We start from the raw sequence: 26,124 nt of genomic DNA on the forward strand, positions 1-26,124 counted from the left end.
TCTATAGACATCGGAAGATGGCATTAGACGCTGACCGTCCGGAGGTTTTTTTTGAGTAGGCAATGATGAAGACCGTCTGTTATTACTCAACCATTCATCCTGCTTAATAAGCAACGCGCATCCCGCCTGCTCTGGGTCTTCCCGCCCAGCCGTTCTGCTACGCGTTTAACATGCTGCTATACCGTAAGTACTAATATTTCCTCTATAGCTTCTTTTTTACAAATATTTAGTTTATCATTGCTTCATTCCACAGATTAGGAGGATTTATCATGCGGGGAGTGAACAATCATATAAGCCGATTGTGTGCCGGGCTTATGCTGCTGGGCGCTGTATCTTATGCGGGAGGGGGGCAGGTGCGGGCCTCGCCAGTCCAGAGCGAGCAAGTTATCACGGCGGCTGCGGCACCGGACGTCAGTTCTTCCATAACAGGGCTGGGCAGTCCCTTCAAGAAAGCGCCTTACGCGCGTAATGTCTGGGACATGCAGCTGTTTGGCGGCAAAATCTACCTGGGCCACGGCAACAGCAGCAACAATGCGCCTTCGCCCAATGCGGGGCCGGTTCCAATCTATTACTGGGATCTTGCCCAGAATAAATTCTCTGTCCAGGACGTTACGTATACCAACCCGGCGACAGGTAAGGTGACCACCAATGTGTATGTTATGGATGAACAGATCGACACTTTCAAGGTGCTGAACGGGGAGCTGTATATTCCCGGGCATGACTCCAGGGTGCCAGGGTGGGCCTATGGGAATTTTTATCGGCTGAACGGGGATCACTGGGACCAATACATGAACATTCCCGGAGGTATCCATGTGTACGATATGGCCTACTACAAAGGCAAGCTATACGCAGCACTGGGCGCTAACGAAGGGCCTTTGATTTACGTGTCTTCGAACAGGGGAGCGACCTGGACCCGCTTCGGCTCTGTCTCCCAGTACGGTATTATGCGTGCGTACAATCTGTTCGAGCTGGGCGACACACTGTATGCTTCCTCGGCCACGGCAGGGAAGACCCAGGGAATTGCAAATGACAAGGGGTATATGACTTCCATCAAGCAGAACAGCAGCGGGGGGATTCAGACGTCCAAGCTGACTTTTACCAGTACCCAGTTGTTCCCGGGGCTCAGCTTCGTTATCAAAGCGGGTGAAGTGAATGTTCCTGGTGTCAGCGGCCAGCCTTGGCTGAAGCTCCTGCGTACGACCCCGGTGAACGACCGGCTGCTCTATATTGCAGGGGTGATCTATAACGATCATCAATCGATCCCGCAGGGACTGTTCTCGGCCGGAGCTAACTTCCAGAATGTGCGCAAGGAGTTGTTGCCTGACGCTGCTGTAGTGCCGATGGATATTCTGGAGCGCGGAGAGAGTGTATATGTGCTCGGTTACATCAAGCAAGCCACAGGCCAATATATGAATGTTGTCTACCGCAAAAATACTGCCAGCTTCGCAGCGGGCGGGGAGGGCTGGAATGAAGTCTTCCGCTTCAGCCGGGATACATTCGCCCGTTCCTTCGAGGAACAGAATGGCGATTTCTACTTCGGACTGGGGAGCTATGCGGACGTCATTCCGGCTTCCACCGGTACGATTCTGAAGCTGAGCGCCGGGGATTATTGATGAATACTTGCCCCGATAATGGCAATATCCGTGTTGATCCATTGCGCTGTATCTAAGCCTTTGGCCCGCAACAGCAGCGTGTTGATGATATCCTCACCCCAGTTCTGCTCGTTCTGTGAGATCACCTGTGTAATCTGGCCGTTATCCAGCGCCTGCTGCAAGGCAGGGGTCAGGCCGAGGGCGAGGTTATAACGCTTCAGACCCTTGGCCTTCCAGACCAGGACAGAGCTGGTGCTGGAGACAAAATCCAGATTGACCAGCGCGCTGAAATGGGGATGATCCGAGATCATCTGCTCCAGCTGCAAGGCAGCACGCTCCTCACTTCCGTCATTGTGGCGGATCTCCAGGATATCGATGTCCGTATGCCGGGTCAGGTAGTTCTGCAATCCAAGCAGGCGTTCCCGGGTGCTCTGCATCCGGGACATCCCGGATTCGACCAGGATCATTCCTTTGCCGCTGAGCAGACGTTCCACCGTCTGTCCCATCACTGCGCCGGTTGCCCGGTTGTCCGCCCCGATATAGGCTTCTCTCCGGCTGGCGGGCGAATCCGACTCGAAGCAGACCACGGGAATCCCTTGGGCGGCCGCTTTGTTAATCATGGCGGTGAGCGCCTGCGAATCCACCGGAGCAATCGCAATGCCGTCTACGCCCCGTTTAATCATCATCTCCATGATCCGGATCTGCTGTTCCAGATTGGCCTCATCGGGAGCTTGCACCAGCAGCTCCACGTTATGCTTCCGGGCTACGGCTTCCGCTTTCCCGGTGATCATCTCGTAAGTGGCATTCACCATAGGGTAGATGATGCCGAAGGTCAGCGGAGGCTCTTCGCCCGCACTTAACGGAGAAGCGTCCGCGCTCTGCTGAAGCGTATCCGCTGCTCCGGCAGCCTTAAGGCAGCCGCCAAGAAGGAAGCCTGCCGCCAGCAGAAGAAGAAGGACGGACCATTCCCGAAGCCTGTACACCCTCACACATTTCCCGCCCCTCTGCGGATAGCATGAAGCGGTTCCTCCTCCGTACTTCCCTGCTTGCGGAATTCCATGGGCGTCATCCCCGTTACTTTTTTGAACAGATTGGAGAAATAATGCTGATCGTTATAGCCGACCAGATAGGCAATTTCAAAGGTTTTGTGCCCCGTGGATTTCAGCAGCTCCTTAGCCCTGTCCATTCGTGTGGCCGTCAGGAATTCCGTGATCGTCTGTCCGGTCGCCTGGCTGAAGGTCTTGCTCAGATGGCTGGGACTGACCCTGACTACCTTGGAGATGTCATTCAGGGAGAGCTGCTCCTTGTCGTATTGCTCACGGATGTACTGCTTCACCCGGTCGATCAGCTCACGGTGCTTGTCCGCTCCTTCGGACCGCCATTCCCATAGCCGCTCGTATAACCGTTTGAGATACTGAAGGCCATCCTCGCTGCTGGAGATTTGCTTCAGCTGTGTCTGCAATTCCTTGAGGATTCCAGCGTGGTTGTCTGCGGCCCGGAACCCGTTCTTCGCCGTCTGTACCAGCTCCAGGGTGATGTCGTTCATCAGGTAGCAGGCATAGCCGGAATTCCAGTTCATCCGTTCAAGCTCCGTGGAGAGCTCCAGCAGGAAGACGGACATCTGACTGTGGTCGCCCAGCTTCAGGAACTGGACCAGCCGGCTTCTGTCGAGCAGAACCCCGTGGGCGCCAGGGTCGTCATACGCCTCAAGCATGGCGGCGGAATGCATTCGGGACATCCGCTTGAACATCCGGTCATTCTCAGCCTCCAGATAGGAGAGGTGAATGCCCTGAAGCCGTTCGCAGACCTTGCCCCGGCTGACGGACAGCTCCAGCCCGCAGGCCTCCCGCAGCCGCTGCTTCGCAGCTGCGCACAGCTCATCCAGAGTATGGTTCATCTGGACCGGATCACTGCCTTTATAGATCAGGACCGTCTCCGTGCGGCTGCGCTTATAGATGAAGCTGTCAGCCGCTTCCTTCAGCAGGCCCGCCAACAGCTCCTCCGAGTCCAGTGAAGCGGAGCGGGGCTCCGGGGATTCCTCTATATTCTGCGGATCTACCGTGAATATGGCGGCGGCATAGTAAGGGGCAGTTAATTGCAGATCAAGCTGTGCCGCAGCTTCGTAGGCAGCGGCGGTGCTGATCAGGCCTCCGCACAGATCGGCGAACAGATTCTCGGGGGTGTAGGCATATTTGTGCCTAATCCGTAATTCCTCATCAATCCGTGCGCTGACGCTGCGCAGGAGCTGCAGCAGGTCGGCAGCGCTGAACGGCTTCAGGCAGTAGTCCTCCACCCCCAGGCGCAGCGCCTTCTGGGCATACTGGAAGTCATCGTGGCCGCTGAGAATGATGATTTTGATCTGCGGGAATTTTTGGCGGACGACAGAGGTAAGCTCCAGGCCGTTCATGAACGGCATTTTGATATCGGTAATCAGGATGTCGGGCAGCTGCGCTTCAATGACAGGGAGCGCCAGCTCACCGTCGGGAGCATCACCGCAATAGAGGAAGCCTTCCTTGTCCCAATCGATGCACTCCCGGATATTCTCACGGATCAGGATCTCGTCATCCACCAGCATAATCTTCTTCATCACTAGATCCCCCTGTTCTTGGGTATGCGAACCGTAATCGTTGTGCCATAGCCTTCCGAGCTGTCCAGGCGTATACCATATTCGGGTCCAAAATACAGCCGCAGCCGCTGATGCACATTCTGCAGTCCGAAGCCGCCCTGGCCGCTGTCTTCCGTATCCTCCGACTGGATGGGATGCTCGACCGATTCCCTAAGAGTCTCCAGCCGCCCGGCGGGGATGCCGATTCCATTGTCCGAGACCGTGAGCATAATGGAGCCAGCGTCGGTGTACCCGCCAATGCGGATCAGGCCCTTGCCTCTTTTATTCTTAATTCCGTGATACAGGGCATTCTCGACCAGCGGCTGCAGGGTCATATTCAGAATCGGATACTCCTGCAGCTCCTCCGCCACCTCAACCTTGAACTCCAGGATGTCATGGTAGCGCATCTGCTGGATAATCAGATAGCTCTGCACATGGGCAAGCTCGGAGCGGATCTGTATCCAGTCGCGCCCTTTATTGAGGCTGAGCCGGAAGAACCCGGATAACGCCTTCACCAGCCGGATGACGCCATCGTGATTCCCCGCTTCCGCCATCCAGACAATCGAATCGAGGGTGTTGTATAGAAAATGTGGGTTAATCTGCGCCTGAAGCGTCCGCAGCTCCGCCTTCTGCAACTGCTGCTGCTTGCGGATACTCTGGGCCAGCAGCTCTTTGATCTGCTCCACCATGATATTGAAGCTCTGCCCGAGATCGGCGATCTCATCGGTGCCGTCCGGCTTGACTTTGGCTTCCAGATAGCCACTTGCGGTCAGACGCATCTTGTGCTGGAGCAGCTGAATGGGCCGGGTTAGCCGCCGGGTCAGCAGATAATGGAGCGTGATCGCAAAAATAATGCTAAGTCCTACGCTGATAATAATCAGCTGCCTGATCCGGTTCGCCTCGGCCACGATCTCCTGCAGCGGGGCTATGCCGATAATCGTCCAGCCTGTCGCAAGCGACGAGGTATGGACGATGAACCGGGGCGGACCGCCCGTCTGAAGCACGAAGCTGCCGCTTCTGCCCCGTTCCCCCGCAGGGATCAGGTTGTCCTGAATAACTGCCAGCTCTCCCGCCCGCACAGGAGGGACATAGAGGGGATGGTTCTGCTCGTCCAGCAGGTAGAAGAATCCGGTAGTCCCGATCGTCACCTTGTCGCAGAACTCTTTAATGAAGGAATCGCTCAGATCCACAATGATATAACCGATGACCTCATGCGTAATCCGCTGCTTGACCGCCGTCATAATCGAGATCACGCCCTGATCGCCGTAGGTGAACCCGTCCACCCGGTCATAGCCGGTAATCAGCGGCGGGGGAACCCGGAGGATCAGCCCGGGATCTTGGGATAACGCCTGAAAATGCGGATTGCGCAGCGGGTTGCTGGCGGACTGGAAGATTCCCCGGCGCTCGCTGATGCCTTTGCCGTACAGGTTAATCAGGCTGATGTTGAGCACATTCTCATACTTGTAGGTGTCCCGGTAGAGGGTGAAGGTCTGCAGAATGTCCTTGGCCTCCTGATAGGTCTCCGACTGAGAGAACAGAAAGTGGATGACCTGAGGATTATTGCTAAGCTCCAGCAGACGCTCGGTATCCTTGAACAGGTTGTCCATATTCGTTCCCAGCATATCGGCCTGAAGCATGCTTGAGGCCTTGCTGTGACTGGAGATGGATTGGTAGGATTTCTGGTAGGAAATGAGACCGACGGCAATCAGCGGTATGGTGGACAGCACTATGAACAAAGCCAGCAGTTTGGCTCTAAGACTGGAGGAGATCCAGCGTGTGATCCGCATTATCGGGAATTCCCTTTCACAAGTAGAGTAGATGCCGTTCCTAACTCTATTTTATAACAAATATTGGAATACCGAAACAAAAAAGAAAGCGCAAACAAAATATCCACCTTTTGAATAAAAAAGTACACCAAAATACCTATTCGGAGGGAATAAACCCAAAATTAGAAAGTAAACGCCAAAGGCTGCCCGTATAATGCCCTTCTGTTAGCGTTCTATAATGGGCACAACACCGCAACAAGGTGACTACCAAGGGGGAGGAATCAGGATATATGAAAAAGCTTGGAAAAGTGGGGGCTGTGCTGGCCCTGACCCTGTCCATGACCCTGTTAGGGGCATGCAGCAGCAATAACGGCGGGAACACGGCGGCGGAAGCGGGCAAGACAGACAGTGCAGCAACGAAGGCGCCGGCGGCAAATGCCACCAAAGAGGCCAAGGACATCACGCTCGGCTTCTCGCAGGTCGGGGCGGAGAGCGGCTGGCGCAGCGCGAATACGAAGTCCATTCAGGATTCAGCCAAGGAAGCGGGCTACACACTGAAATTCTCGGATGCCCAGCAGAAGCAGGAGAATCAGATCAAGGCACTGCGTTCTTTTATCCAGCAAAAGGTGGATGTCATCTCCTTCTCTCCGGTGGTTGAATCCGGCTGGGATACGGTACTGAAGGAAGCGAAAGCGGCGGGCATTCCTGTGGTTCTGACGGACCGTGCGGTGGATTCCAAGGATACCTCGCTGTATGTTACCTTCCTGGGCTCCGATTTCGTGGAAGAGGGCCGCAAGGCAGGGAAGTGGCTGACCGAGCAGTATAAGGACGCTTCAGAGGATGTTAACATTGTGGAGCTGCAAGGAACGACAGGCTCTGCTCCGGCCAATGACCGGATGGCAGGCTTCGCCGAGGTTATCAAGGGCAATCCGCACCTCAAGGTGATTGCTTCACAGACCGGCGACTTCACCCGGGCCAAGGGCAAGGAAGTCATGCAGGCCTTCTTGAAGGCCAATAAGGATATCGATGTGCTGTATGCCCATAACGACGATATGGCGCTGGGGGCGATTCAGGCAATTGAGGCAGCAGGCCTGAAGCCGGGCGAGGATATCAAGATTATCTCGGTCGATGCCGTGAAGGACGGAATGCAGGCTGCCAGTGAGGGCAAAATCAACTTCATCGTCGAGTGCAACCCGCTGCTTGGACCTCAGCTGATGCAGGTGGTGAAGGATGTGGTGGACGGCAAGCAGGTAGAAGCGCGGATTGTAACCGAGGAGACCACGTTTACTTCCGAGCAGGCCAAGGAGGCTTTGCCCAGCCGCCAGTACTAAATATTGTATAAGAAGAACTTATGAAATTAACGAAAAGCAAAAAGAAGCGGAGGGGAAATTTGGAACTGTAGGAGCGATAGCGACCGCCTGAAAGCTTTCCGCAGGAAAGCTAGCTATCTCCAGCATCAGCTGTCACCGGATTTCAACCGCGAAGAGCGGATTAAATCAAGAAATCTGGTGACAACAGCGGCCGTAAGTCCAAATGTTCACCGCAGCGACGACCAAGCTTCAAGTTCAAACTTAAGTGCGTGGAGAATAAGGAGTGGATGCACCCATGAGCACACAGCTGCCCATACTGCAAATGACCCGGATACATAAACGGTTTCCGGGGGTGAAAGCCCTGACGGATGTGAGCCTGCGCCTGTTCCCAGGCGAGGTTCACGCCTTGATGGGCGAGAATGGCGCCGGCAAGTCCACCTTGATCAAGGTGCTGACCGGCGTCTATTCGATTGATGAAGGCGTGGTGGAGATGGAGGGCACAGCGATCTCCATGCGCAGCCCGCAGGAATCGCAGGCTGCGGGCATCAGCACCGTGTATCAGGAGGTCAATCTGTGCCCCAACCTGAGCGTGGCCGAGAATATCTTCATTGGCAGAGAGCCGCGGCGGTTCGGCTGCATCCAGTGGAAGCAGATGAATCTGCGGGCCGCAGAGCTGCTGCAGGAACGGATGAACCTGCACATTGACGTCACCCTTCCACTGCATAGTTACTCTGTAGCCGTTCAGCAGCTGGTCGCCATTGCCAGAGCGCTGAATATCTCAGCGAAGGTGCTGATTCTGGATGAACCGACCTCCAGCCTGGATCAGAACGAAGTGGAGCAGCTGTTCCGCGTGATGAGGAAGCTCCGGCAGGAGGGGCTGTCGATCCTGTTTGTTACACATTTTCTGGACCAGATGTATGAGATCTCCGACCGGGTTACCATTCTGCGCGGCGGTGAGCTGGTCGGTGAATACATGGCGAAGGAGCTGAGCCGTCTGGAGCTGGTCCTCAAGATGATCGGCAAGGAGCTGGATCTGCTGGAGGAGCTGCCTGAGCTTGCGCAAGAGGATAAGAACAGCCTGGGCGATGAACTGCTCAGGGCTGAAGGGCTGGGCCGCAGGGGCGGGATCGAGCCGTTCGATCTGGCGATCCGCAAGGGAGAGGTTGTCGGACTGGCCGGGCTGCTGGGTTCAGGACGGACGGAGGCGGCCCGGCTGTTGTTCGGTGCCGACAAGCCGGACTCCGGGCAAGTGACCCTGCCGTCCTCTGGCGGCGGGGTGCATTCGCCACGGGAAGCGATAGGGCGGCGGATCGCCTTCTGCTCGGAGAACCGCAAGACCGAGGGGATCATCGGCGATCTGACGGTAAGGGAGAACATTATTCTGGCGCTTCAGGCCAAAGACGGGATGTTCAAGACGATCCCGCGCAAGCGGCAGGAGGAGCTGGCCGGGGAATATATCCGCATGCTGAATATCAACCCTCCCAGCCCGGAGCAGCTGATCAAGAACCTCAGCGGCGGCAATCAGCAGAAGGTGCTGCTGGCACGCTGGCTGCTGACGGAGCCGGAGCTGTTCATCCTTGATGAGCCGACAAGAGGCATCGACATCGGGGCCAAGGCAGAGATTCAGAAGCTGGTGCTGACACTCTCCCGTCAGGGAATGTCGTTCCTGTTCATCTCCTCGGAGCTGGAGGAAGTGCTGCGGGTCAGCGACCGGATCGCCATTCTGCGCGACCGCCGCAAGGTGAAGGAGATTTCAGAGAAGGACATGAGCCAGCAGCAGATTATGCAGGCGATTGCGGGAGGCTGAACCGATCATGAGCTCAATAATGAAGCATCATCTATTCTGGCCGCTGTGTGTGCTGGCTGCACTGCTGCTGTTCAACCTGTGTTATTCGCCGGATTTCTTCTCCATCACCGTCCATGACGGGCATCTGTACGGCAGCTTGATCGATATTCTGAACTTCGGCGCCCCGCTGATTCTGGTGGCTATCGGGATGACGCTGGTAGTGGCTACCAAGGGAATTGACCTGTCGGTCGGCTCCATAGTCGCTATCTCGGGAGCGATTGCTTGTCTGAGCATCAGCAGAGCAGCGGATCAGAACAGCATGGGGCTGATTCTGACTTCGGTGCTGCTGGCCGCTGGCCTGTCGCTGCTGCTGGGAGCCTGGAACGGACTGCTGGTCGCCGGAGCCGGGATTCAGCCGATTATTGCCACGCTGATCCTGATGGTTGCGGGAAGGGGCATCGCCCAGCTCATTACCGGCGGACAGATAATCACGGTAACCAGCACCAAGTATGCGTACATCGGTTCCGGCTCGCTGGCAGCGCTGCCGTTCTCCATTTTTGTCGTAGCGCTGGTGCTGGTGATCGCCCTGCTGCTTACCCGGCGGACGGCTCTCGGCCTGTTCATCGAATCGGTGGGCTGCAATCCGGCCGCCAGCAGGATGTCCGGCATCCGTGCCCACTTAGTCATTCTGGCTGTCTATGTCTTCTGCGGCTTATGCGCGGGCATCGCCGGACTGCTGCTCAGCTCGAATGTCTCCAGCGCCGATGGCAACAATGCCGGTCTCTGGTATGAGCTGGACGCTATTCTGGCCGTTGTAATCGGCGGAACGTCGCTGAACGGAGGCCGCTTCTATCTTACCGGCACCGTGATCGGGGCGCTGATCATCCAGACGCTGACTACAACCATCTATATGATCGGCGTCCCGCCGGAGATTACGCTGGTCGTCAAAGCCTGTGTCGTTCTGGCCGTCTGCCTGATCCAGTCGGACACCTTCCGCGCTGCGGTTGCCGCCCGCTGGAAGTCGCGGCATTACCCCGCTGAGAAGGAGATGAGCCGCCGTGTCTCTTAACCGCAAGTATATTCCGATTGTAGTCACCATTCTGCTGTTCATCGTCATGTTCACCGCCGGTTCCTTCCGGTACACGGGATTCTTCTCCCTACAGGTGCTGATGAACCTGCTGGTAGACAATGCCTTTCTGCTTATCACGGCGGTGGGCATGTCCTTCGTCATCCTGTCCGGCGGCATCGATCTCTCGGTCGGCTCGGTGATTGCGTTATCCACAATGGTCTCGGCGAGCCTGGTACAGCAGCAGGGCTGGCCGCCCGCCGTGGTGATCCCGCTTGTGCTCCTGATGGGTGCGGTATTCGGCACGGCTATGGGAGCGATTATTCATTATTTCTCCATCCAGCCGTTCATCGTCACACTGGCCGGAATGTTCCTGGCCCGGGGCTTATGCTATGTGATCAGCATCGATACCATTACTATTGATAACACCTTCTATACCGCTATGGCCCAGACGCGAATTCCGCTGCCGGGCGGCAGCTTCCTCTCCATCAGCGCTGTTATCGCTATACTTGTCGTAGCAGCCGCTATCTTCACGGCCCACTATACCCGGTTCGGGCGCAATGTGTATGCCCTTGGGGGCAGTGAGCAATCGGCACTGCTGATGGGGCTGCCTGTGGCGAGAACCAAGGTGCTGGTCTATACGCTTAGCGGGCTATGCTCGGCGCTGGCAGGCGTGGTGTTCACCTTTTACATGCTGTCGGGGTATGGGCTGCATGCCGTCGGCTTCGAGCTGGATACTATCGCTGCGGTCGTCATTGGCGGCACACTGCTGACCGGAGGTGTAGGATATGTGCTGGGCACCTTCTTCGGTGTACTGATTCAAGGCGTAATTCAGACGATTATCAGCTTCGAGGGCACACTCAGCTCCTGGTGGACGAAGATCGTCATCGGCCTGCTGCTGTTCATCTTCATCCTGCTGCAGCGGGTGCTAAGCTCCAGGCGGCTGACTTTAAAAGAATAAGCACTGCGCATGGAGAGACAAATTATACTTGTCTCTCCATTTTATTGAAATATAAGAATGTATATGTTTCACGCTATACATTATCCTTCTATTTCTCGCCGAAACGAATGCCGTCCTTTAAAAGGATGGCAAAGCCGTTTCCACTTGCTATATAATTGTAATCGCTATCATACGGAAGGGGGGGATCTGCTTGCGAACGGTAAAAGAGTGCCTGGTGCTGCTGTTCTTCGTCCTAACACTGATGCTGACGGGCGGCTGCACGGGTGGCGGAAATAACGGCGGGCCACAGTCGATTCCCATGTCCGAGCCTTCTCCTGCGGCCCTTACAGGCCTGCTGCCATCCGCAGCGGAGATTGCCGCTGACAACAAGCCTATCGTGCTGGGCTTCTCCCAGCTCGGGTCGGAGAGTACCTGGCGGGAAGCGAACACCGCCTCGATCCGCGAAGCCGCCGGGGAGGCGGGGATTACGCTGCTGCTGAAGAACGCCGAGCAGGATCAGCAGCAGCAGTTCGAAGCCATCCGTTCTTTTATCCGCAGCGGAGTCGATGTGATCGCCATTGCGCCTGTGGTGCAGACCGGCTGGGAGCCGATTCTGCTGGAGATTAAACAGGCCGGAATTCCGGTGATTATCCTGGACCGTTCAGTGAATGTACCGGACAGCTCGCTCTATGTCACGTTCATCGGCTCTGACTTCTACGAAGAAGGGGTGAAGGCGGCTAAGTATGTGAGGGACAAGATGCGCCATCACAGCGAAGAGATCCGCATTGCCGAATTGCAGGGGACCATAGGCTCAACGCCGTCCATCGACCGCGGGCGCGGGTTCCGCAAGCTGATCGCGGATCAGCCGAACCTGCGGATTACCCTGAGCGCCCCGGCGGATTTCACGCGCAGCGGCGGTCATGAGGTGATGAAGACCTTCCTGCAGCAGCCGAAAGAGCAGTGGCCCCGCGTACTCTATTCCCACAATGACGATATGGCGATCGGCGCGGTAGAGGCCATTAAGGAGGCCGGGCTTGTGCCGGGGGAGGATATAATCATTGTGTCGGTGGACGGGACGCGGCGGGCATTCGAGCAGATGGTGGCGGGAAGCATCAACGCGGTGGTCGAATGTAATCCGCTGCTCGGGCCTCTGCTGATGCAAGCCGTGAAGGAGATTATGGCCGGACGGACCCTGCCGAAGCGGATGGTGACCCCGGAGGATATATACACCCAGGAGCTGGCTGTAATAGAGATCAACAACCGCAAATATTAAGACAAAAAAACCAAAAAATTTCAACTTTTCAAACAAAAATCTACATTGTTCATTGGGCAGAAGTATATTAAGATGAACTCGAATAACAAATATTAGTAGATTCATTCAAGTAATTCTATAGGAGGGGAGGATTGTGAGCTTCCGGCATAAGTAACGCATCCGATTGATTGAAAGGGTTTACACAAACTCGTAATGGAGGAGAATGCCAATGTTCAAAAAGCTCTCGGTGCTTGCGATAACCTTTGTGCTGCTGCTGGGCTGTCTGCCCATGCTGTCTGCTCAGGCGGCAGGGAATGCTACAGCCAAACAGCCGGGAAATTCCAATCCGCTGATGGACCACAAGCTGGGTGCCGATCCCTTCGCATTGACGTATAACGGAAGAGTCTATATCTATATGTCGAGTGATGCCTATGTCTATAACAGCAACGGAACCGTGAAGGACAATGATTTCAGCGCACTGAACAAAATCAATGTCATCTCTTCGGCCGATATGGTGAACTGGACAGACCATGGCGCCATTCCGGTAGCCGGAGCCAATAATGTCAACGGTTCTGCGGGCATTGCCAAATGGGCCTCGCTCTCCTGGGCACCTTCAGCAGCCGTCAAAAAAATCAACGGACAGGACAAATTCTTCCTGTACTTCGCCAACGGGGCTTCAGGCATCGGGGTATTGACAGCCAACTCTCCGATAGGCCCCTGGTCCGATCCGCTGGGCAAAGCACTGGTGACAGGCAATACACCGGGAATGTCCGGGGTGACCTGGCTGTTTGACCCGGCAGTGCTGGTCGATGACGACGGCAGCGGATACCTGTATGCCGGCGGGGGCATCCCCAACACCTCGAACCCGGCGTCTATAGCCAATCCCAAGACAGCCCGCGTACTGAGACTCGGTGCGGATATGACAAGCATTGTTGGAAGCGCATCCACCATTGATGCTCCCTATATGTTTGAAGATTCGGGCATCCACAAGTACGGCGGCAAATATTATTACTCGTATTGCTTCAACTTCTCCGGCACGCACCCGGCTGCCTATCCGGCAGGTGAAATCGGGTATATGGTCAGCAACAGTCCGATGGGGCCATTTACGTACACCGGACATTTCCTGAAGAATCCATACACCTTCTTCGGGGTAGGCGGCAACAACCACCATGCGGTATTTAATTTCAACAACCAATGGTATGTAGTCTATCACGCCCAGACTGTGGCGAAGGCCGTGCTTGGTGACGGTAAAGGCTACCGTTCTCCGCATATCAACAAGCTGGTCCATAATGCGAACGGAACCATTCAGGAGGTTCAGGGAGATATGGCGGGCATTGCCCAGATTGCCAATCTGAATCCGTTCACCAGAGTGGAAGCCGAAACGATCGGCTGGAATGCAGGCATTACCACGGAACGTACGCAGGCTGCGGGCGGTCCTGTCAGCAACATGAATGTGACCAATATTAACAATGGAGACTGGGTTGCCGTAGGCAATGCCGATTTCGGTTCCGGCGCGTCCAGCTTCAAGGCTAACGTGGCCTCTGCCACAGGCGGCGGTAAAATCGAAATCCGGCTCGACAGTGCTACCGGACCGCTGGTCGGCACGCTTAATGTTCCTTCCACAGGAGGGGCGCAAGCTTGGCAGGAGGTATCGACCACTGTCAGCAATGTGACAGGCGTTCACCGGCTCTATCTGGTCTTCACCGGATCAGGCTCCGGCAATCTGTTCAACTTCGATTACTGGCAGTTCTCTACGGGCGGCGATGGCGGCACAACGCCTCCTCCTGTGAGCAAGGTGGAAGCCGAGGATATGACGTTAAGCGGGACCTATGCGGGCAAGATCACCTCTCCTTTCAATGGAGTGGCACTCTACGGTAATGATGACGCTGCTGCGTTCAATCAATATTATGCCTACGGCACGCATAACTTCTCGGTTCGTGGGGCTTCTAACAGTTCCGCTGCGGCCAGAGTAGATCTGCTGATCGGCGGAGTGAACGTTGGCTCCTTCAATTTCAGCGGCACGACGCCTTCCGTTCAGACGTTGACGAATGTGACCCACGCTACCGGCAATCAGGAGGTCAAGCTGGTCGTAACCACGGACAATGGAAGCTGGGATGCCTATGTGGATTATATTGAATGGAGCCAATGAGCGGACAAGCAGGCGGGAGGAGCAGGGCGATGGCCAGTGGAAATTCTTATATTTTTAGAAAAACAGGGCTGTACCTGCTGGCAATGTCACTCTTGCTCGGCATCCTGTTCAATCCTTCTGCGGTTGCCGCTGCAACCTTTACCAATCCGTTCATCTATGCCGATGCCCCGGACAATGACGTTATTAGGGTAGGCAATGTGTATTACATGACCAGCACCACCATGCATATGACCCCAGGTGTTCCCGTCATGAAGTCCTATGATCTGGTGAACTGGGAGATTGTGAACTACGTCTATGATACCTATGCTAACGGGGATGCGCAGAATCTGAACAACGGACAGAATGAGTACGGCAAGGGCTCTTGGGCCAGCAGCCTGCGATACAATAACGGGATCTACTATGTGTCCTTCGGGTCCAATTCAACCGGCCGGACCTATATCTATCAGACCACGAATATTGAAAATGGCCCCTGGACCTCATCGGTCCTGGGCAGCTACTATCACGATGCTTCGCTGCTGTTCGACAATGGCCGGGTCTTCCTGGTGTACGGGGTGGATAATATCAGCCTCATTGAGCTGACGGCAGATGCCAAGGCCATCAAGTCCGGCGGACTCAGCCAGGTGATCATCCCGAACTCCAGCAGTATTGCCGGTTCGAACTTCATCGTGAAGGCGGAAGGCGCGCATATCCAGAAGATTAACGGTTATTATTATGTGTTCCTGATCTGCTGGCCTTCGGGAAGCGGCCGCACACAATTGACCTACCGCTCCACCAGCTTAACCGGAGGCTATACGGGTCAGGTGTCGCTTAACGACTCGGGCATTGCCCAGGGCGGGATCGTGGACACGCCATCCGGCTCCTGGTATGCGATGCTCTTCAGGGACAGCGGGGCGGTCGGACGGATGCCGTATCTTGTCCCGGTGACCTTCTCCGGCAACTGGCCGGTCTTCGGAAGCGGCGGCAAAGCGCCGCGGACCCTGAACCTGCCCGTTGAAGGGTATCCAGTGAAGAAGGTGTACGCGTCAGACGAATTCACGGCGCCTTCGAGTGGAAACGGATTAGCCAAGGTCTGGCAGTGGAACCACAACCCCGATAACTCGAAGTGGTCTCTGACCCAGCGCCAAGGCTTCATGCGGCTGACGACCGGCAAGGTAAGTACAAGCCTGCTGAATGCCCGGAACACACTGACCCAGCGGACGTTCGGACCGAAGAGCACAGGCGTCACCGCTCTGGAGACGGGCGGAATGAAGGACGGGGATGTTGCCGGACTGGCTGCTTTTCAGGCCAAATACGGCTTCGTCGGTGTGAAGATGTCCGGCAATGCCAAGTCCATTGTGATGGTCAATGCCGGCTCCGGGTCCATGACTGAAGTGGCGGGTGTGCCGCTCAGCCAGAACAGGGTCTACCTCAAGGTGAGTTGTGATTTCACCAATCAGACTGATAAGGCGTACTTCTCCTATAGTCTGGACGGCAATAACTGGACCTCTGTGGGCAACACGCTTCAGATGTCCTATACGCTGCCGCACTTTATGGGTTACCGGTTTGCCTTGTTCAATTATGCGACGAAGTCAGCAGGCGGCTATGCTGATTTTGATTATCTGCGCCTGGAATAGCTTGTTTGAAGTAGAAACCAATTATGCAAAGGAGATGTATTCTATTGAAGAACAGAATCAAGAAGGTTGTGGGCGGGCTCGCCTTAGCGAGTGTCCTGCTCACCTCAGTGATGGCAGGCAATGCCAGCGCGGCATTAACCAATGGACCTAAGTTCCTGGGGAATATCATTGCAGGCAGTGCTCCAAGCAACTTCACCACGTACTGGAACCAGGTGACGCCTGAGAATGGCACCAAGTGGGGATCGATTGAAGGCAACCGCAATCAGATGAACTGGGGCAATGCGGATATGATCTATAACTATGCGCAGAGCAAGAACATCCCGTTCAAATTCCATACCCTGGTCTGGGGAAACCAGGAGCCTAACTGGGTCGCCGGTCTATCGGCTTCGGAGCAGAAGGCTGAGATCAGCTCCTTCATTACTCAGGCAGGTCAGCGTTATTCTGCGAAGACTGCCTTCGTGGATGTCGTCAATGAACCGCTGCATGCCAAGCCTTCTTACCGTAATGCCATCGGTGGCGACGGAAGCACCGGGTGGGATTGGGTAATCTGGTCCTTCCAGCAGGCCAGAGCCGCCTTCCCGAACGCCAAGCTGCACATCAATGAATACGGCATTATCGGTGATCCCAGCGCGGCCGACAAATACGTGAACATTATCAATATCCTGAAATCCAGAGGTCTGATCGACGGCATCGGCATTCAGTGCCATCATTTCAATATGAATACGGTCAGTGTCTCCACCATGAATACCGTACTGAATAAGCTTGCTGCCACCGGCCTGCCTATTTACGTCTCCGAGCTGGACATGACCGGCGATGACAACACCCAGCTTGCCAGATACCAACAGAAGTTCCCTGTCCTCTGGAACCATCCATCGGTCAAAGGCATCACTCTCTGGGGCTACATCCAGAACCAGACCTGGGAGCCGAATACCCATCTGGTGAATTCCAATGGCACAGAACGTCCGGCGATGAAATGGCTGAAGCAATACCTGGGCGGCTCGTCAGCCCTGATGGAATCCACCGATAGCCAGGACATCACGGACAGTGTGATCCAGCCGGACAGTGTGGTTGAGCCAGACCTTCAATTGGATCTCCAGCCGGTGCTGGAGCCCGTTCCGGCCGAGTAAGCTGAAGCAGGCACGCGGTATGTAACATTACTTAAGGGCTGCTCCCGTTGCGCAATGCGCCGGGAGCAGCCCTTTTTTGACTAGGTTGTATTGTATGTGAAAAATCGAACACCTTGGGCATGCGAGCGGAAATGAGGTGCATTAGTGCACTTGAATCCTGCGAAAGTCGGCTGTGAGCGGAAATGAGGTGCATTAGTGCACCTGAATCCGGCAAAAGTTGGCTGCGAGCGGAAATAAGGTGCATTAGTGCACTTGAATCTGGCGAAAGTCGGCTGTGAGCGGAAATGAGGTGCATTAGTGCACTAGAATCTGGCGAAAGTCGGCTGTGAGCGGAAATGAGGTGCATTAGTGCACCTGAATCTGGCGAAAGTCGGCTGCGAGCGGAAATAAGGTGCATTAGTGCACTTGAATCCGGCGAAAGTCGGCTGCGAGCGGAAATGAGGTGCATTAGTGCACCTGATTAGTTGGATACAGCTCAAATGTGTTGGTGCAGAGGTGCGTTAGGCCAATCGTATGTGAAAAACCAAACACAAACACAAACACAAACACAAACACCACCAGCACCACTCACCCGCACACGTAAGTTATCCACGCGCCCGCCAATCTCACTCCTCACGCCCATCCGCCGCAGGAAGGGACACCGTCCCCTCCCTATACACCTTCCTGTACTGCGACGGCGTGTAGGAAGTCACCTTCTTAAATATCTTCGAGAAGTACAGCGGGTCGTGGTAACCGACTGAGTAGGACAAGGACTTAACCGACAGCCGCGATTCCGCCAGCAGCTCGCAGGCCCGCTGGATACGCACGGTGGTCAGGTAGCCGGAGATGGAGGTGCCGGTCTCTTTTTTGAACAGACGGAACAGGTAACTGCGCTCAATAGTCACATATTCCACCACATCCAGCACCGATAAGGAAGACTTCCAATAGTTACTCTCGATATAGGCCTTCGCCGAACCTACATAGTCCTTCTTGAGACTGGCCCGCTCGCTCGGATAATACTCCATGTAATACGACAGCAGCAGATGCAGTCCCGCATCCGAGCGCTCCCGTGCGTACGGCTCCAATTCATAGCCCTTGACCTGATCGAACATGGCCCTGAAATCCTGCGGGGCGGACGACACAACGGGCTGGTCCGGTGAGATATGGATCATGGCAAGTAAGCGCGACGCCTCCGCTCCGCTGAATTCAATCCAGCAATAGGCCCACGGGTCCTGCGGATCAGGATAGTAGTACACCTCCGTCTGCGGAAAAATCATAAAGCTCTCGCCCGTCTCCACAGGGTGCACCGTTTGACCGGTCTTCAAGTAACCTCTGCCGCTTACGATATAATGCAGCGCATATACATCCCGGACGCCGGGTCCCCATCTGTGCAGATTGGGGGGCTTGTACCCGTTCCCTTTTACCATTGGACCCTCGTTGAGTCCGTATTCCATAGAGTTCATAATCGGCACCTGTACCCTTTAAAATGATAATACTACTATTATAAGCTGAATATCAGCCACTGGCTCTATGCCCAGTCGTCACTATAGTGAATATTTGGATTTCCTGCGCAATACCCCAACAGGCTGGCAGAATTAACTGGATTTTATAGGCGTTTATGCAACTATATAGATTGAACTTGAAAACTCAAGTTAAAGGAAAAGGGGCGGAGGGGAATTTTGGAACTGTAGGAGCGGTAGCGTCCGCCTTTGTATTTGGATTTCTACCGCGAAGAGCGGTTACAATTAGGAAATCCAAAGACAACAGCGGCCGGAAGTCCAAAACTTCTCTGGAGTCGCGGCTAATCCCAAAACATAAAAATAATTAGTTCAATTTATATAAATAATGTAGATGGAGCCAGTTAAGTATGTCTTAGCCGTATTCAAAAATGACAACGCTTTCTTAAGAATGTGAGCTTACGGCGCCCCTCCCCTGGAAGGTAAACTAAAGGTACGAGGGAGGAGCGCATATGGAATTGGAAACACAGCCAAAAAGTCCCGGAACCGGCGGCGGCCGGCGGTCGTTTTTATGGAAGCGGTTTAAAAAACAGAAAGTACTGCATTTGTTCGTCGGGCTAGGCATGATCTATCTGCTGATCTTCGCGTACACTCCGATGTTCGGCATCCTAATGGCGTTCAAGGATTACAGCATCTCCGGCGGCATCAAAGGAATCTTCACCAGCGATTGGGTCGGGCTGAGGTATTTCGATGAATTCATCCATGACTATCAATTCGGCAAGCTGGTCCGCAATACGCTGGTCCTCAGTCTGCTGAAGGTCATCTTCGCCTTCCCGGCGCCGATCCTGCTGGCGATCATGCTGAACGAAGTGAAGCACATGGCCTTCAAGCGGTTTGTGCAGACGATCAGCTATCTGCCGCATTTTATCTCCTGGGTGGTCGTGGTTGGCGTTTCCTATGCCTTCCTGTCCGCCGATGTCGGTGTGGTCAATAAGGCGCTGATGGCGATGGGCTTCACGGATGAGCCGCTGGCCTTCCTGACCAGTCCGAATTACTTTTGGGGGCTGGCGGTAGGGAGTGCGGTGTGGAAGGAGATGGGCTGGTGGACGATTATTTTTCTGGCGGCGATCTCGGGGATCAGCCCCTCGCTCTATGAGGCCGCAGAGATTGACGGAGCCGGAAGGCTGGCGCGTATCCGTAATATCACCCTGCCGGGGATGAAGGGAACCATCGTTGTTGTCCTGGTACTGACCATCGGGAGCATTCTCGGCGGCGGACTGGTTGGTTCAAACTTCGAGCAGGCCTACCTGCTCGGCAACAGTATCAATAATCCAACCTCAGAGATTGTCCAGACCTACGCATTCAGGGTGGGGTTAAGCGACGGGCGGTTCTCCTATGCAGCGGCGATCGATTTAATTCAATCGGTGATATCTGTAGCGCTGATTTTCTCCAGTAACTATATCGCTAAGCGGGTATCGGGCTCCAGTCTGTTTTAGAGAGAGGAGGGAAGGCTATGCTGAAGAGTCAGCGGCAGAAGGATTTTGTTTTTGACAGCGTGATCTATGTGGTATTGTTCATTATTATGCTCACGATGCTGTACCCGTTCTATTATGTGTTAATAGCTTCATTTAATAAAGGCTCAGACTCGCTGCTGGGCGGGGTGTATCTGTGGCCCCGGAACTTTACCCTGGAGAATTACCGGGTGTTCATGGATGATCCCAAGTGGGTGAAGGCGTTCCTGGTCTCCGTACTGCGGACGGTGTCCGGCACCTTGCTCGGACTGCTGCTTACCAGCATCGTCGCTTACGGCTTGTCACATCGTGATCTGTTATTTAGCAAGGTCTATTTCACAGTGATTGTATTTGCTATGTACTTCTCGGGCGGACTGATTCCTTATTATGTGGTGCTGCGTTCACTGGGCTTGCTCAATTCGTTCGCAGTCTACATTGTCCCGTCCATGCTCAGCACGTTCTTCCTGCTCATTGCCATCTCCTTCTTCCGCGAGATTCCCGGTGAGCTAAAAGAGTCAGCGCATATTGACGGGGCCGGGGAGCTTACGATCTTCTTCCGGATTATCCTGCCGGTCTCAACGCCGGTGCTGGCGACTATGGCCTTGTTCATGGGGGTCGGGCAATGGAATTCCTGGCTGGATTCGGCTTATTTCGTCCAGTCCGAGGAGCTGCGTACGCTGGCCTTCCGCATGATGGAGGTCATCAACAAGAGCAACTCTCCGATGGATTCGCTGGCTGTAGCCAACAGTGCCTCGGCGGGGGTGACCAGCTTTTCGTTACAGGTGACCTCAATGGTCGTTTCCATTGTTCCCATTATCTGTGTGTACCCGTTCCTGCAGAAGTATTTCGTTTCTGGAATCATGCTGGGTTCGGTAAAAGGCTAGGCCAGTGCTTCGGTGTTCAAATGTTCCATCGCTCATACAGCTCATTAATTCAATCATGGAGGGATTAGCTTGAACAAAAGCAGAAGCTTCAAGATCGTCGCAGCCGCACTCTCAATGGCCGTAGTGTTATCCGCCTGCGGCGGTAACGGGGGAAATACCACCCAGCCCGCCCCGTCCGGCAGCCCGGACGCCGCAGCAGGCGGGAATGCGCCGGCCAAGCCCGGACAGGTGAAGGAGTTAAGCCTCTTCATCGATGCGTCGTGGTACCCGGTTACGGAATGGAAGGGCCCGGTCGCAGACATGATTACCGAGAAGACAGGAGTGAAGCTCAAGGTTACGGTCGCTACCGATGATAAGCAGCTTCCGCTCATGATTGCCTCCGGTGACCTGCCGGACCTGGTGTTCACCTCTTCCAACATAGACCGGTTATCCGACTCGAAGCTGTCATATTCCTGGAATGAGCTGATTGAGAAATATGCGCCGGATTTCAAGATTGACAAGACCCGGATTGCCATTCATACCATGGATGACGGCAAGTTCTATACCGTGCGGAACTCCTTTGCGACCCAGGAGGAGATGAAGAATAGTAAATATTCGTTAGGTAGCGACGGCAACCCGGGCATCGCGGTCCGGGAGGATATTCTGAAGGAGCTGGGGAATCCGCCGATCAAGACCCTGGATGATTTCGTCAAGGTGCTGGGCATGGTCAAGGAGAAATATCCCGAGATGGTCCCGCTGATCATGGACAAGGACTGGATCGAACAGTATTTCCTGGCCCAATTCGGTACGGAGACTCTGCTCGACGGCTGGTATGAACAGGACGGCAAGGTGGAATATGCGATCAGGCAGCCCAAGATGCTGGACTTCTTCAAGTTCATGAATAGCCTGTACCGCAATGGCTATATCCTGGCTGAGAATTTCGCACTGGCCAATGACCAGATTGATGATCAATATGCTACGGGCGGCAAAGCCTTCGCCCATAGCCATACTGTATCCACGGCAGATACCGATAACATCAAGATCAAGAGCAATCAGGGGAACTTCTCCTTCAAGATGCTGCCAAGCGTATTGTCGAAGGATGCCAAGGTAGTCAGCTCAGGACTCGGCTTCTCCGGAACCTTCATCACCAAGAAGAATAAGGACCCGGAGGCCTCCATCAAATTCTTGCAGTATCTGGCCAGCGACGAGGGTAAGAAGCTGACGATGTTCGGAGTCGAAGGGGTACACTGGACCTGGAATGAAGAGGGCCACCCCGATTTCAAATACAACCCGTCCGATGCCGATTTCGTGAACAGCAACGGGATTAAGTGGTGGTATCTCTATAACGATGGAGTTACTGAAGGCATGCTGTCCTATGTTCCTGAACTGCAGAAAACTCAGGCGTTGATGGATCTGAAGTCGATCCGCATCTACAAGCCGGAGATCGGCCTGATCCAGACTCAGCCGGATTCACAGGAGAAGACCATTAAGACCAAGATCGATGAGATGGTCAAGAATGAGAAGGTCAAAATCTATCTGGCTGAATCGGAGGAAGCCGCAGTAGCAGCCTATGAGAATATGCTGAAGAATGCAGAGAACATTGGCCTGCAGAAGCTGACCGACTGGGCGAATGCGACCTATCAGAAGAAAAAGGATTTATTTAAGTAAGCGAACTCCTGCCGGTAGAGACCTGTCTCTACCGGGTTTTACATGTTCATGGTAGGATTAGAGAACACAAGTCGGGCACCGGAGGGACAGACTGCCTTGAGCATTGTACGCAAAATGATAGTAGGGTATATCTTTCTGATTTTTATTCCTGTAGTTACGTTTGGCTACTATTACTATAGTAAGATCTATGACAGTGTAAGCAGCCAGTTTGTGGAGAGCCGTCAAAAGATACTGGAGCAGGCCTATGCCAATATGAAGGCGGATCTGGCCCGGATTGATTCCACCCAGCGTATGCTCCAGTACAACCCGTATGTCACCGACTATCTGGACGGCAGCTATGAGACGGACTCAGAGAGCGTATATGCCTATAACCGTTATATCAATCCGGTGATTCTGCAATCGCTTAATATCAGTCCTGAGATCGACACGTTCAGAATCTATATAACCAAGCAGGGCGTGCTGCCCATTACTGACCGGCTGCTCGATATATCAGCGCTGAACGAACAGGGTGCCGAGGCTACCCGTATGCTGCGGCCGGGACAGGGCAAATGGATCATTCCCGATCCTGAGGTGGAAGCGCCCCCGCTGGTATTCTACCAGAAAATATATAATAATGACTTTACCGAGATTGTGGGATTGCTGGAGCTGCGGGTCGGCAGTGAGCTGATCCGCAAATTCTACCGGGCGACAGGCGGAGGGGATTGGACCGCGCTGCTTCTGCCGGCAGAGGGCGGGCCGCTGGAGCGGGAAGGTATCCCCGCAGCGGTAGACGATGCCACCTGGAGCAGACTGACTTCGGGAGAAGCGCAGACCTATTTTATCAACCGGGAGGTCATTGTTAATCAGCTATATATGAAGGAACTGGGCGTACGTGTCGCCGTCATCGGCAAGGTATCCGAGGTGTTCCGCTCGATCAGGAGCCAGGAGCTGGTGATGATTACGACATTCGCGGTGCTGCTTGCGTTATTGTCATTCGCCTATTACACACTCGCATCAACGATTACGAAGCGCGTTCTCCGGCTCGCCCGGCATATGCGCAATCTGAACGACGACAACCTGAAGCAGTCCATCAGCAAGGAAGATAAGCCGGGCCGCAGGGATGAGATCAGCTTCCTGACTGAGACTTATAATTCGATGCTCCTGCGTATGGATGAGCTGATCAACAATGTTCACCGGGCCGAGCTGCGCAATAAGGAAGCCGCTTACAAGGTGCTCCAGGCCCAGATCAAGCCGCATTTTCTCTATAATACGCTGGAGACCATCCGCATGCTGGCCGAATCGAACAACGACAAGGAAGTGGCGGAGATCTCTTACTGGTTCGGTAAGCTGATGCGCTACAGCCTGTCCGCCCAGGACGATCATACCGTTCTCTCCCAAGAGCTTGAGACCGTAGTTTTCTACCTCAATATTCACAAAATGCGGCTGCAAAAAAGACTTACCTACGAGGTCGATATCGCTGTGGCTGCGAAGACCCTGATCTGTCCAAGATTCATCCTCCAGCCGCTGGTTGAGAATAGTATTATTCACGGAGCTGCTGTGACGCTGCGGCCGGTCCATATCCTGATTCAGGCGAAGGAGACGGCGGATGAGATTCGAATCAGCGTGTCGGACAGCGGCATTGGCATTCCTGAAGAACAGGTGCGGCTTATTCGCGCCCGGTTATCCCGCGGAGAAGAGGTGAGGACTCAGGAGGAGGCGGAGGGAGGCGTGGGTTTGTATAATGTCAGCGAACGGATTAAATCATTCTATAGCGGGACTTCACGGCTGGTTCTTGAGAGTGAAGAGGGCAAGGGGACCTGCCTGACCATCATCCTATCGAAAGGAGCGGCTGAGCAAGCATGAGAATTCTGATCGTAGACGATGAGCCGATTATCCTTGGAGGGCTGGTGAAGGTGATTGGCGGAGCCGCGCCGGTCGGAGCTGAGATCCGCGAGGCCGGTGACGCCTTCGAGGCGCTTCAGATTATGAAGGAATACATGCCGGATGTGACGGTAACCGATCTGCATATGCCGGAGAAGAACGGGTTCGAGATGATGGAGGAGGCGAAGGAGAACGGTTTATGTGAGCGCTTCATTATTCTTACCGGACATGATGACTTCGAATATGCCCGCCGGGCGCTCCGCTACGGGGTAGTGGACTACCTGCTGAAGCCGGTGGATAAGGAGGAGGTAGCCCGGCTGCTGAGTCAGGTGAACCGGAATCTTCCCTCCCTGGACAGTACGGACTGTCCGCCTCATGCCAAGCGGATTCTTGCCTATACCCGGCTGAATTATATGAATGACCTGTCCCTGGATCATCTGGCCGAGCTGATGCATCTTCATCCGAATTACATCAGCAGCCTGTTCAAGAAGGTCACGGGTGATACCTTTGTCAATTACCTGAATACCACCCGGATCAAGGAAGCGCAGAAGCTCCTGAGCCTCCACCGGGATCTGCCGGTAGGTGAGATCGGACGCCGGGTCGGGTATGAGAACAAGCATTACTTCAACAAGGTGTTCAAAAAGTATACCGGGAGCACCCCGGGGGCTTACCGGGAAGACCACTGAAGCTTGCGCTCGGCCGGGAGGCCGGGCGCAAGGATGGGGCATGCTGTACCTACACGCCTCTCTTGGCCTTCCGGCACTTCAGATTGTACGTACGCCCGTAGGCTGTGCCGTATCTTACGATCCGGTTCAGCATCCGGGTATCCTTCAGCTTGGTGAACGGGCAGGGATCAGGGGCGGTGTTCACTTCCAGAATCCAGGGAGTCAGCCGCCGGTCCAAGGCCACATCCAGGCCGATTTCCTTAAGTCCGGGATAGGCAGAGCTTAACTGGATGGCGCACTTCACGCCAAGTCCGTACATTTGGGCAAGCAGAGTCTTGCGCTTCTCGGAACGGGTGTAGGCCTTCAGCAGCGTCTCCACCGGATAGATGGTTCCGCCCTGGCTGCCATTCGTAACCACCTTGTGCGGATGTGCCACGCGTCCCGCAGCTCCTGTAGCCTCCCACTCCCCCTGAAGATTACGCTGCACCATCACGCGGATATCAAAAGGCCGTCCGCCGTAAGTCAGCAGCCGGATGCCCTTTTGCACCAGATAGGATCGGCCACGGGTCTCCTCCAGGAGGGACTGATAGGTCTCGCTATAATTACTGAATGTGCGTATCCTTGTCCCTGCCTGATAGCGGTAGGACCGCCTGGTTCCCGAATCCGCACCGCTTCCGCTTCCTGGTGTTCTCTGTTCAACCCGTATGACCCCTTCGCCTAACGAACCGCAGCAGGGCTTAATGTAGACCATCTGATGATTTTGCAGCATGGCCTGGAGTACTCTCCGGCTTAATTGCCGGGTCTCCGGGATATGTCTCTTTAATTCAGCCTTCTTCGCCAGTACCCTTGTCTTCGTTAATTTATTGGATATTCGGCTGATTTGCTCCTTCATGCCAATCCCCCGTCCTATAGACT

General features: G+C 54.6%; 19 protein-coding genes. 14 read left to right on the plus strand and 5 right to left on the minus strand.

All coding sequences use genetic code 11. From position 1 onward, the window contains the following. The first annotated feature begins 269 nt into the window (after positions 1-269). The gene (locus tag MHH28_RS02220; RefSeq protein ID WP_405111188.1) at positions 270-1,613 is read left to right on the plus strand and encodes a hypothetical protein; all 1,344 of its coding nucleotides are present in this window, start codon (positions 270-272) and stop codon (positions 1,611-1,613) included. Here the strand turns inward: MHH28_RS02220 and MHH28_RS02225 are convergent. The 3 genes from MHH28_RS02225 to MHH28_RS02235 are packed head-to-tail and all read right to left on the minus strand — an operon-like array spanning position 1,607 to position 5,984. Beyond that, on the minus strand, positions 1,607-2,581 hold the full coding sequence (locus tag MHH28_RS02225) for a sugar ABC transporter substrate-binding protein (protein ID WP_405111190.1): 975 nt from the start codon (positions 2,579-2,581) through the stop codon (positions 1,607-1,609). The two genes, MHH28_RS02220 and MHH28_RS02225, sit on opposite strands and share 7 nt — an antisense overlap. After that, the gene (locus MHH28_RS02230) at positions 2,578-4,179 is read right to left on the minus strand and encodes a response regulator (RefSeq protein WP_405111193.1); all 1,602 of its coding nucleotides are present in this window, start codon (positions 4,177-4,179) and stop codon (positions 2,578-2,580) included. The genes MHH28_RS02225 and MHH28_RS02230 overlap by 4 nt, the downstream gene beginning before the upstream one ends. A gap of 2 nt (positions 4,180-4,181) precedes the next feature. After that, positions 4,182-5,984, minus strand: coding sequence for a sensor histidine kinase (locus tag MHH28_RS02235; protein WP_405111196.1), 1,803 nt, complete (start codon positions 5,982-5,984; stop codon positions 4,182-4,184). A gap of 269 nt (positions 5,985-6,253) precedes the next feature. Here MHH28_RS02235 and MHH28_RS02240 point away from each other — a divergent pair, with 269 nt between their 5' ends. From MHH28_RS02240 to MHH28_RS02275, 8 genes are all read left to right on the plus strand, one after another. Then, positions 6,254-7,294: an ABC transporter substrate-binding protein gene (locus MHH28_RS02240; protein WP_405111199.1), complete on the plus strand. Its 1,041-nt coding sequence runs from the start codon at positions 6,254-6,256 to the stop codon at positions 7,292-7,294. Positions 7,295-7,568: 274 nt separating this feature from the next. Further along, positions 7,569-9,080 carry a sugar ABC transporter ATP-binding protein gene (locus tag MHH28_RS02245; protein ID WP_405111202.1) on the plus strand — a complete coding sequence of 504 codons (1,512 nt, stop codon included), beginning with the start codon at positions 7,569-7,571 and terminating at the stop codon, positions 9,078-9,080. A 7-nt stretch (positions 9,081-9,087) separates the two neighbouring features. Next, the gene (locus MHH28_RS02250) at positions 9,088-10,128 is read left to right on the plus strand and encodes an ABC transporter permease (RefSeq protein WP_405111205.1); all 1,041 of its coding nucleotides are present in this window, start codon (positions 9,088-9,090) and stop codon (positions 10,126-10,128) included. Further along, positions 10,118-11,086: a galactofuranose ABC transporter, permease protein YjfF gene (yjfF, locus tag MHH28_RS02255; RefSeq protein ID WP_342549230.1), complete on the plus strand. Its 969-nt coding sequence runs from the start codon at positions 10,118-10,120 to the stop codon at positions 11,084-11,086. Before MHH28_RS02250 ends, yjfF begins: the two co-directional genes overlap by 11 nt. 190 nt (positions 11,087-11,276) lie before the next feature. Continuing rightward, entirely contained in the window at positions 11,277-12,338 is a 1,062-nt protein-coding gene (locus tag MHH28_RS02260; RefSeq protein WP_405111209.1) for an ABC transporter substrate-binding protein, read from the plus strand. Positions 12,339-12,546: 208 nt separating this feature from the next. Further along, positions 12,547-14,466 (plus strand): carbohydrate-binding protein, encoded by a 1,920-nt coding sequence (locus tag MHH28_RS02265; RefSeq protein WP_405111212.1) that lies wholly within the window; start codon positions 12,547-12,549, stop codon positions 14,464-14,466. 29 nt (positions 14,467-14,495) lie between these two features. Continuing rightward, positions 14,496-16,079 carry a glycoside hydrolase 43 family protein gene (locus tag MHH28_RS02270; protein WP_405111215.1) on the plus strand — a complete coding sequence of 528 codons (1,584 nt, stop codon included), beginning with the start codon at positions 14,496-14,498 and terminating at the stop codon, positions 16,077-16,079. Between the two features lie 44 nt (positions 16,080-16,123). Further along, a complete protein-coding gene (locus MHH28_RS02275; protein ID WP_405111217.1) occupies positions 16,124-17,206 on the plus strand; it encodes an endo-1,4-beta-xylanase in 1,083 nt (360 codons plus the stop codon). A 605-nt stretch (positions 17,207-17,811) separates the two neighbouring features. Here MHH28_RS02275 and MHH28_RS02280 read toward each other — a convergent pair. Further along, entirely contained in the window at positions 17,812-18,648 is an 837-nt protein-coding gene (locus tag MHH28_RS02280; protein WP_405111220.1) for a helix-turn-helix domain-containing protein, read from the minus strand. Positions 18,649-19,154: 506 nt separating this feature from the next. Between MHH28_RS02280 and MHH28_RS02285 the strand changes: the two genes are divergently transcribed. The 5 genes from MHH28_RS02285 to MHH28_RS02305 all read left to right on the plus strand — a co-directional run bounded on the left by MHH28_RS02285 (position 19,155) and on the right by MHH28_RS02305 (position 25,230). Next, the gene (locus tag MHH28_RS02285; RefSeq protein ID WP_405111223.1) at positions 19,155-20,138 is read left to right on the plus strand and encodes an ABC transporter permease; all 984 of its coding nucleotides are present in this window, start codon (positions 19,155-19,157) and stop codon (positions 20,136-20,138) included. A 17-nt stretch (positions 20,139-20,155) separates the two neighbouring features. Continuing rightward, complete coding sequence (locus MHH28_RS02290) at positions 20,156-21,037, plus strand: carbohydrate ABC transporter permease (protein WP_405111226.1); 882 nt, start codon at positions 20,156-20,158, stop codon at positions 21,035-21,037. Positions 21,038-21,106: 69 nt separating this feature from the next. Further along, positions 21,107-22,684, plus strand: coding sequence for an extracellular solute-binding protein (locus MHH28_RS02295; protein WP_405111229.1), 1,578 nt, complete (start codon positions 21,107-21,109; stop codon positions 22,682-22,684). A 96-nt stretch (positions 22,685-22,780) separates the two neighbouring features. After that, positions 22,781-24,526 (plus strand): histidine kinase, encoded by a 1,746-nt coding sequence (locus tag MHH28_RS02300; protein ID WP_405111232.1) that lies wholly within the window; start codon positions 22,781-22,783, stop codon positions 24,524-24,526. Beyond that, entirely contained in the window at positions 24,523-25,230 is a 708-nt protein-coding gene (locus MHH28_RS02305) for a response regulator (protein ID WP_405111235.1), read from the plus strand. Before MHH28_RS02300 ends, MHH28_RS02305 begins: the two co-directional genes overlap by 4 nt. Positions 25,231-25,279: 49 nt before the next feature. Here MHH28_RS02305 and MHH28_RS02310 read toward each other — a convergent pair whose 3' ends face one another. Next, complete coding sequence (locus MHH28_RS02310; RefSeq protein WP_405111237.1) at positions 25,280-26,101, minus strand: YheC/YheD family protein; 822 nt, start codon at positions 26,099-26,101, stop codon at positions 25,280-25,282. Between the last annotated feature and the right edge of the window lie 23 nt (positions 26,102-26,124).

Origin of the sequence: Paenibacillus sp. FSL K6-1217 (assembly GCF_045040735.1) — a bacterium.
In the GTDB taxonomy this organism is placed as follows: Bacteria; Bacillota; Bacilli; order Paenibacillales; family Paenibacillaceae; genus Paenibacillus_AQ.

Coding starts and splice junctions, on each gene's coding strand:
- MHH28_RS02265 (WP_405111212.1), top strand. CDS start 12,547: ATGTTCAAAAAGCTCTCGGTGCTTGCGATAACCTTTGTGCTGCTGCTG.
- MHH28_RS02290 (WP_405111226.1), top strand. CDS start 20,156: ATGCTGAAGAGTCAGCGGCAGAAGGATTTTGTTTTTGACAGCGTGATC.
- MHH28_RS02220 (WP_405111188.1), top strand. CDS start 270: ATGCGGGGAGTGAACAATCATATAAGCCGATTGTGTGCCGGGCTTATG.
- MHH28_RS02250 (WP_405111205.1), top strand. CDS start 9,088: ATGAGCTCAATAATGAAGCATCATCTATTCTGGCCGCTGTGTGTGCTG.
- MHH28_RS02305 (WP_405111235.1), top strand. CDS start 24,523: ATGAGAATTCTGATCGTAGACGATGAGCCGATTATCCTTGGAGGGCTG.
- MHH28_RS02310 (WP_405111237.1), bottom strand. CDS start 26,101: ATGAAGGAGCAAATCAGCCGAATATCCAATAAATTAACGAAGACAAGG.
- MHH28_RS02285 (WP_405111223.1), top strand. CDS start 19,155: ATGGAATTGGAAACACAGCCAAAAAGTCCCGGAACCGGCGGCGGCCGG.
- MHH28_RS02235 (WP_405111196.1), bottom strand. CDS start 5,984: ATGCGGATCACACGCTGGATCTCCTCCAGTCTTAGAGCCAAACTGCTG.
- MHH28_RS02245 (WP_405111202.1), top strand. CDS start 7,569: ATGAGCACACAGCTGCCCATACTGCAAATGACCCGGATACATAAACGG.
- MHH28_RS02270 (WP_405111215.1), top strand. CDS start 14,496: ATGGCCAGTGGAAATTCTTATATTTTTAGAAAAACAGGGCTGTACCTG.
- MHH28_RS02240 (WP_405111199.1), top strand. CDS start 6,254: ATGAAAAAGCTTGGAAAAGTGGGGGCTGTGCTGGCCCTGACCCTGTCC.
- MHH28_RS02230 (WP_405111193.1), bottom strand. CDS start 4,179: ATGAAGAAGATTATGCTGGTGGATGACGAGATCCTGATCCGTGAGAAT.
- MHH28_RS02280 (WP_405111220.1), bottom strand. CDS start 18,648: ATGAACTCTATGGAATACGGACTCAACGAGGGTCCAATGGTAAAAGGG.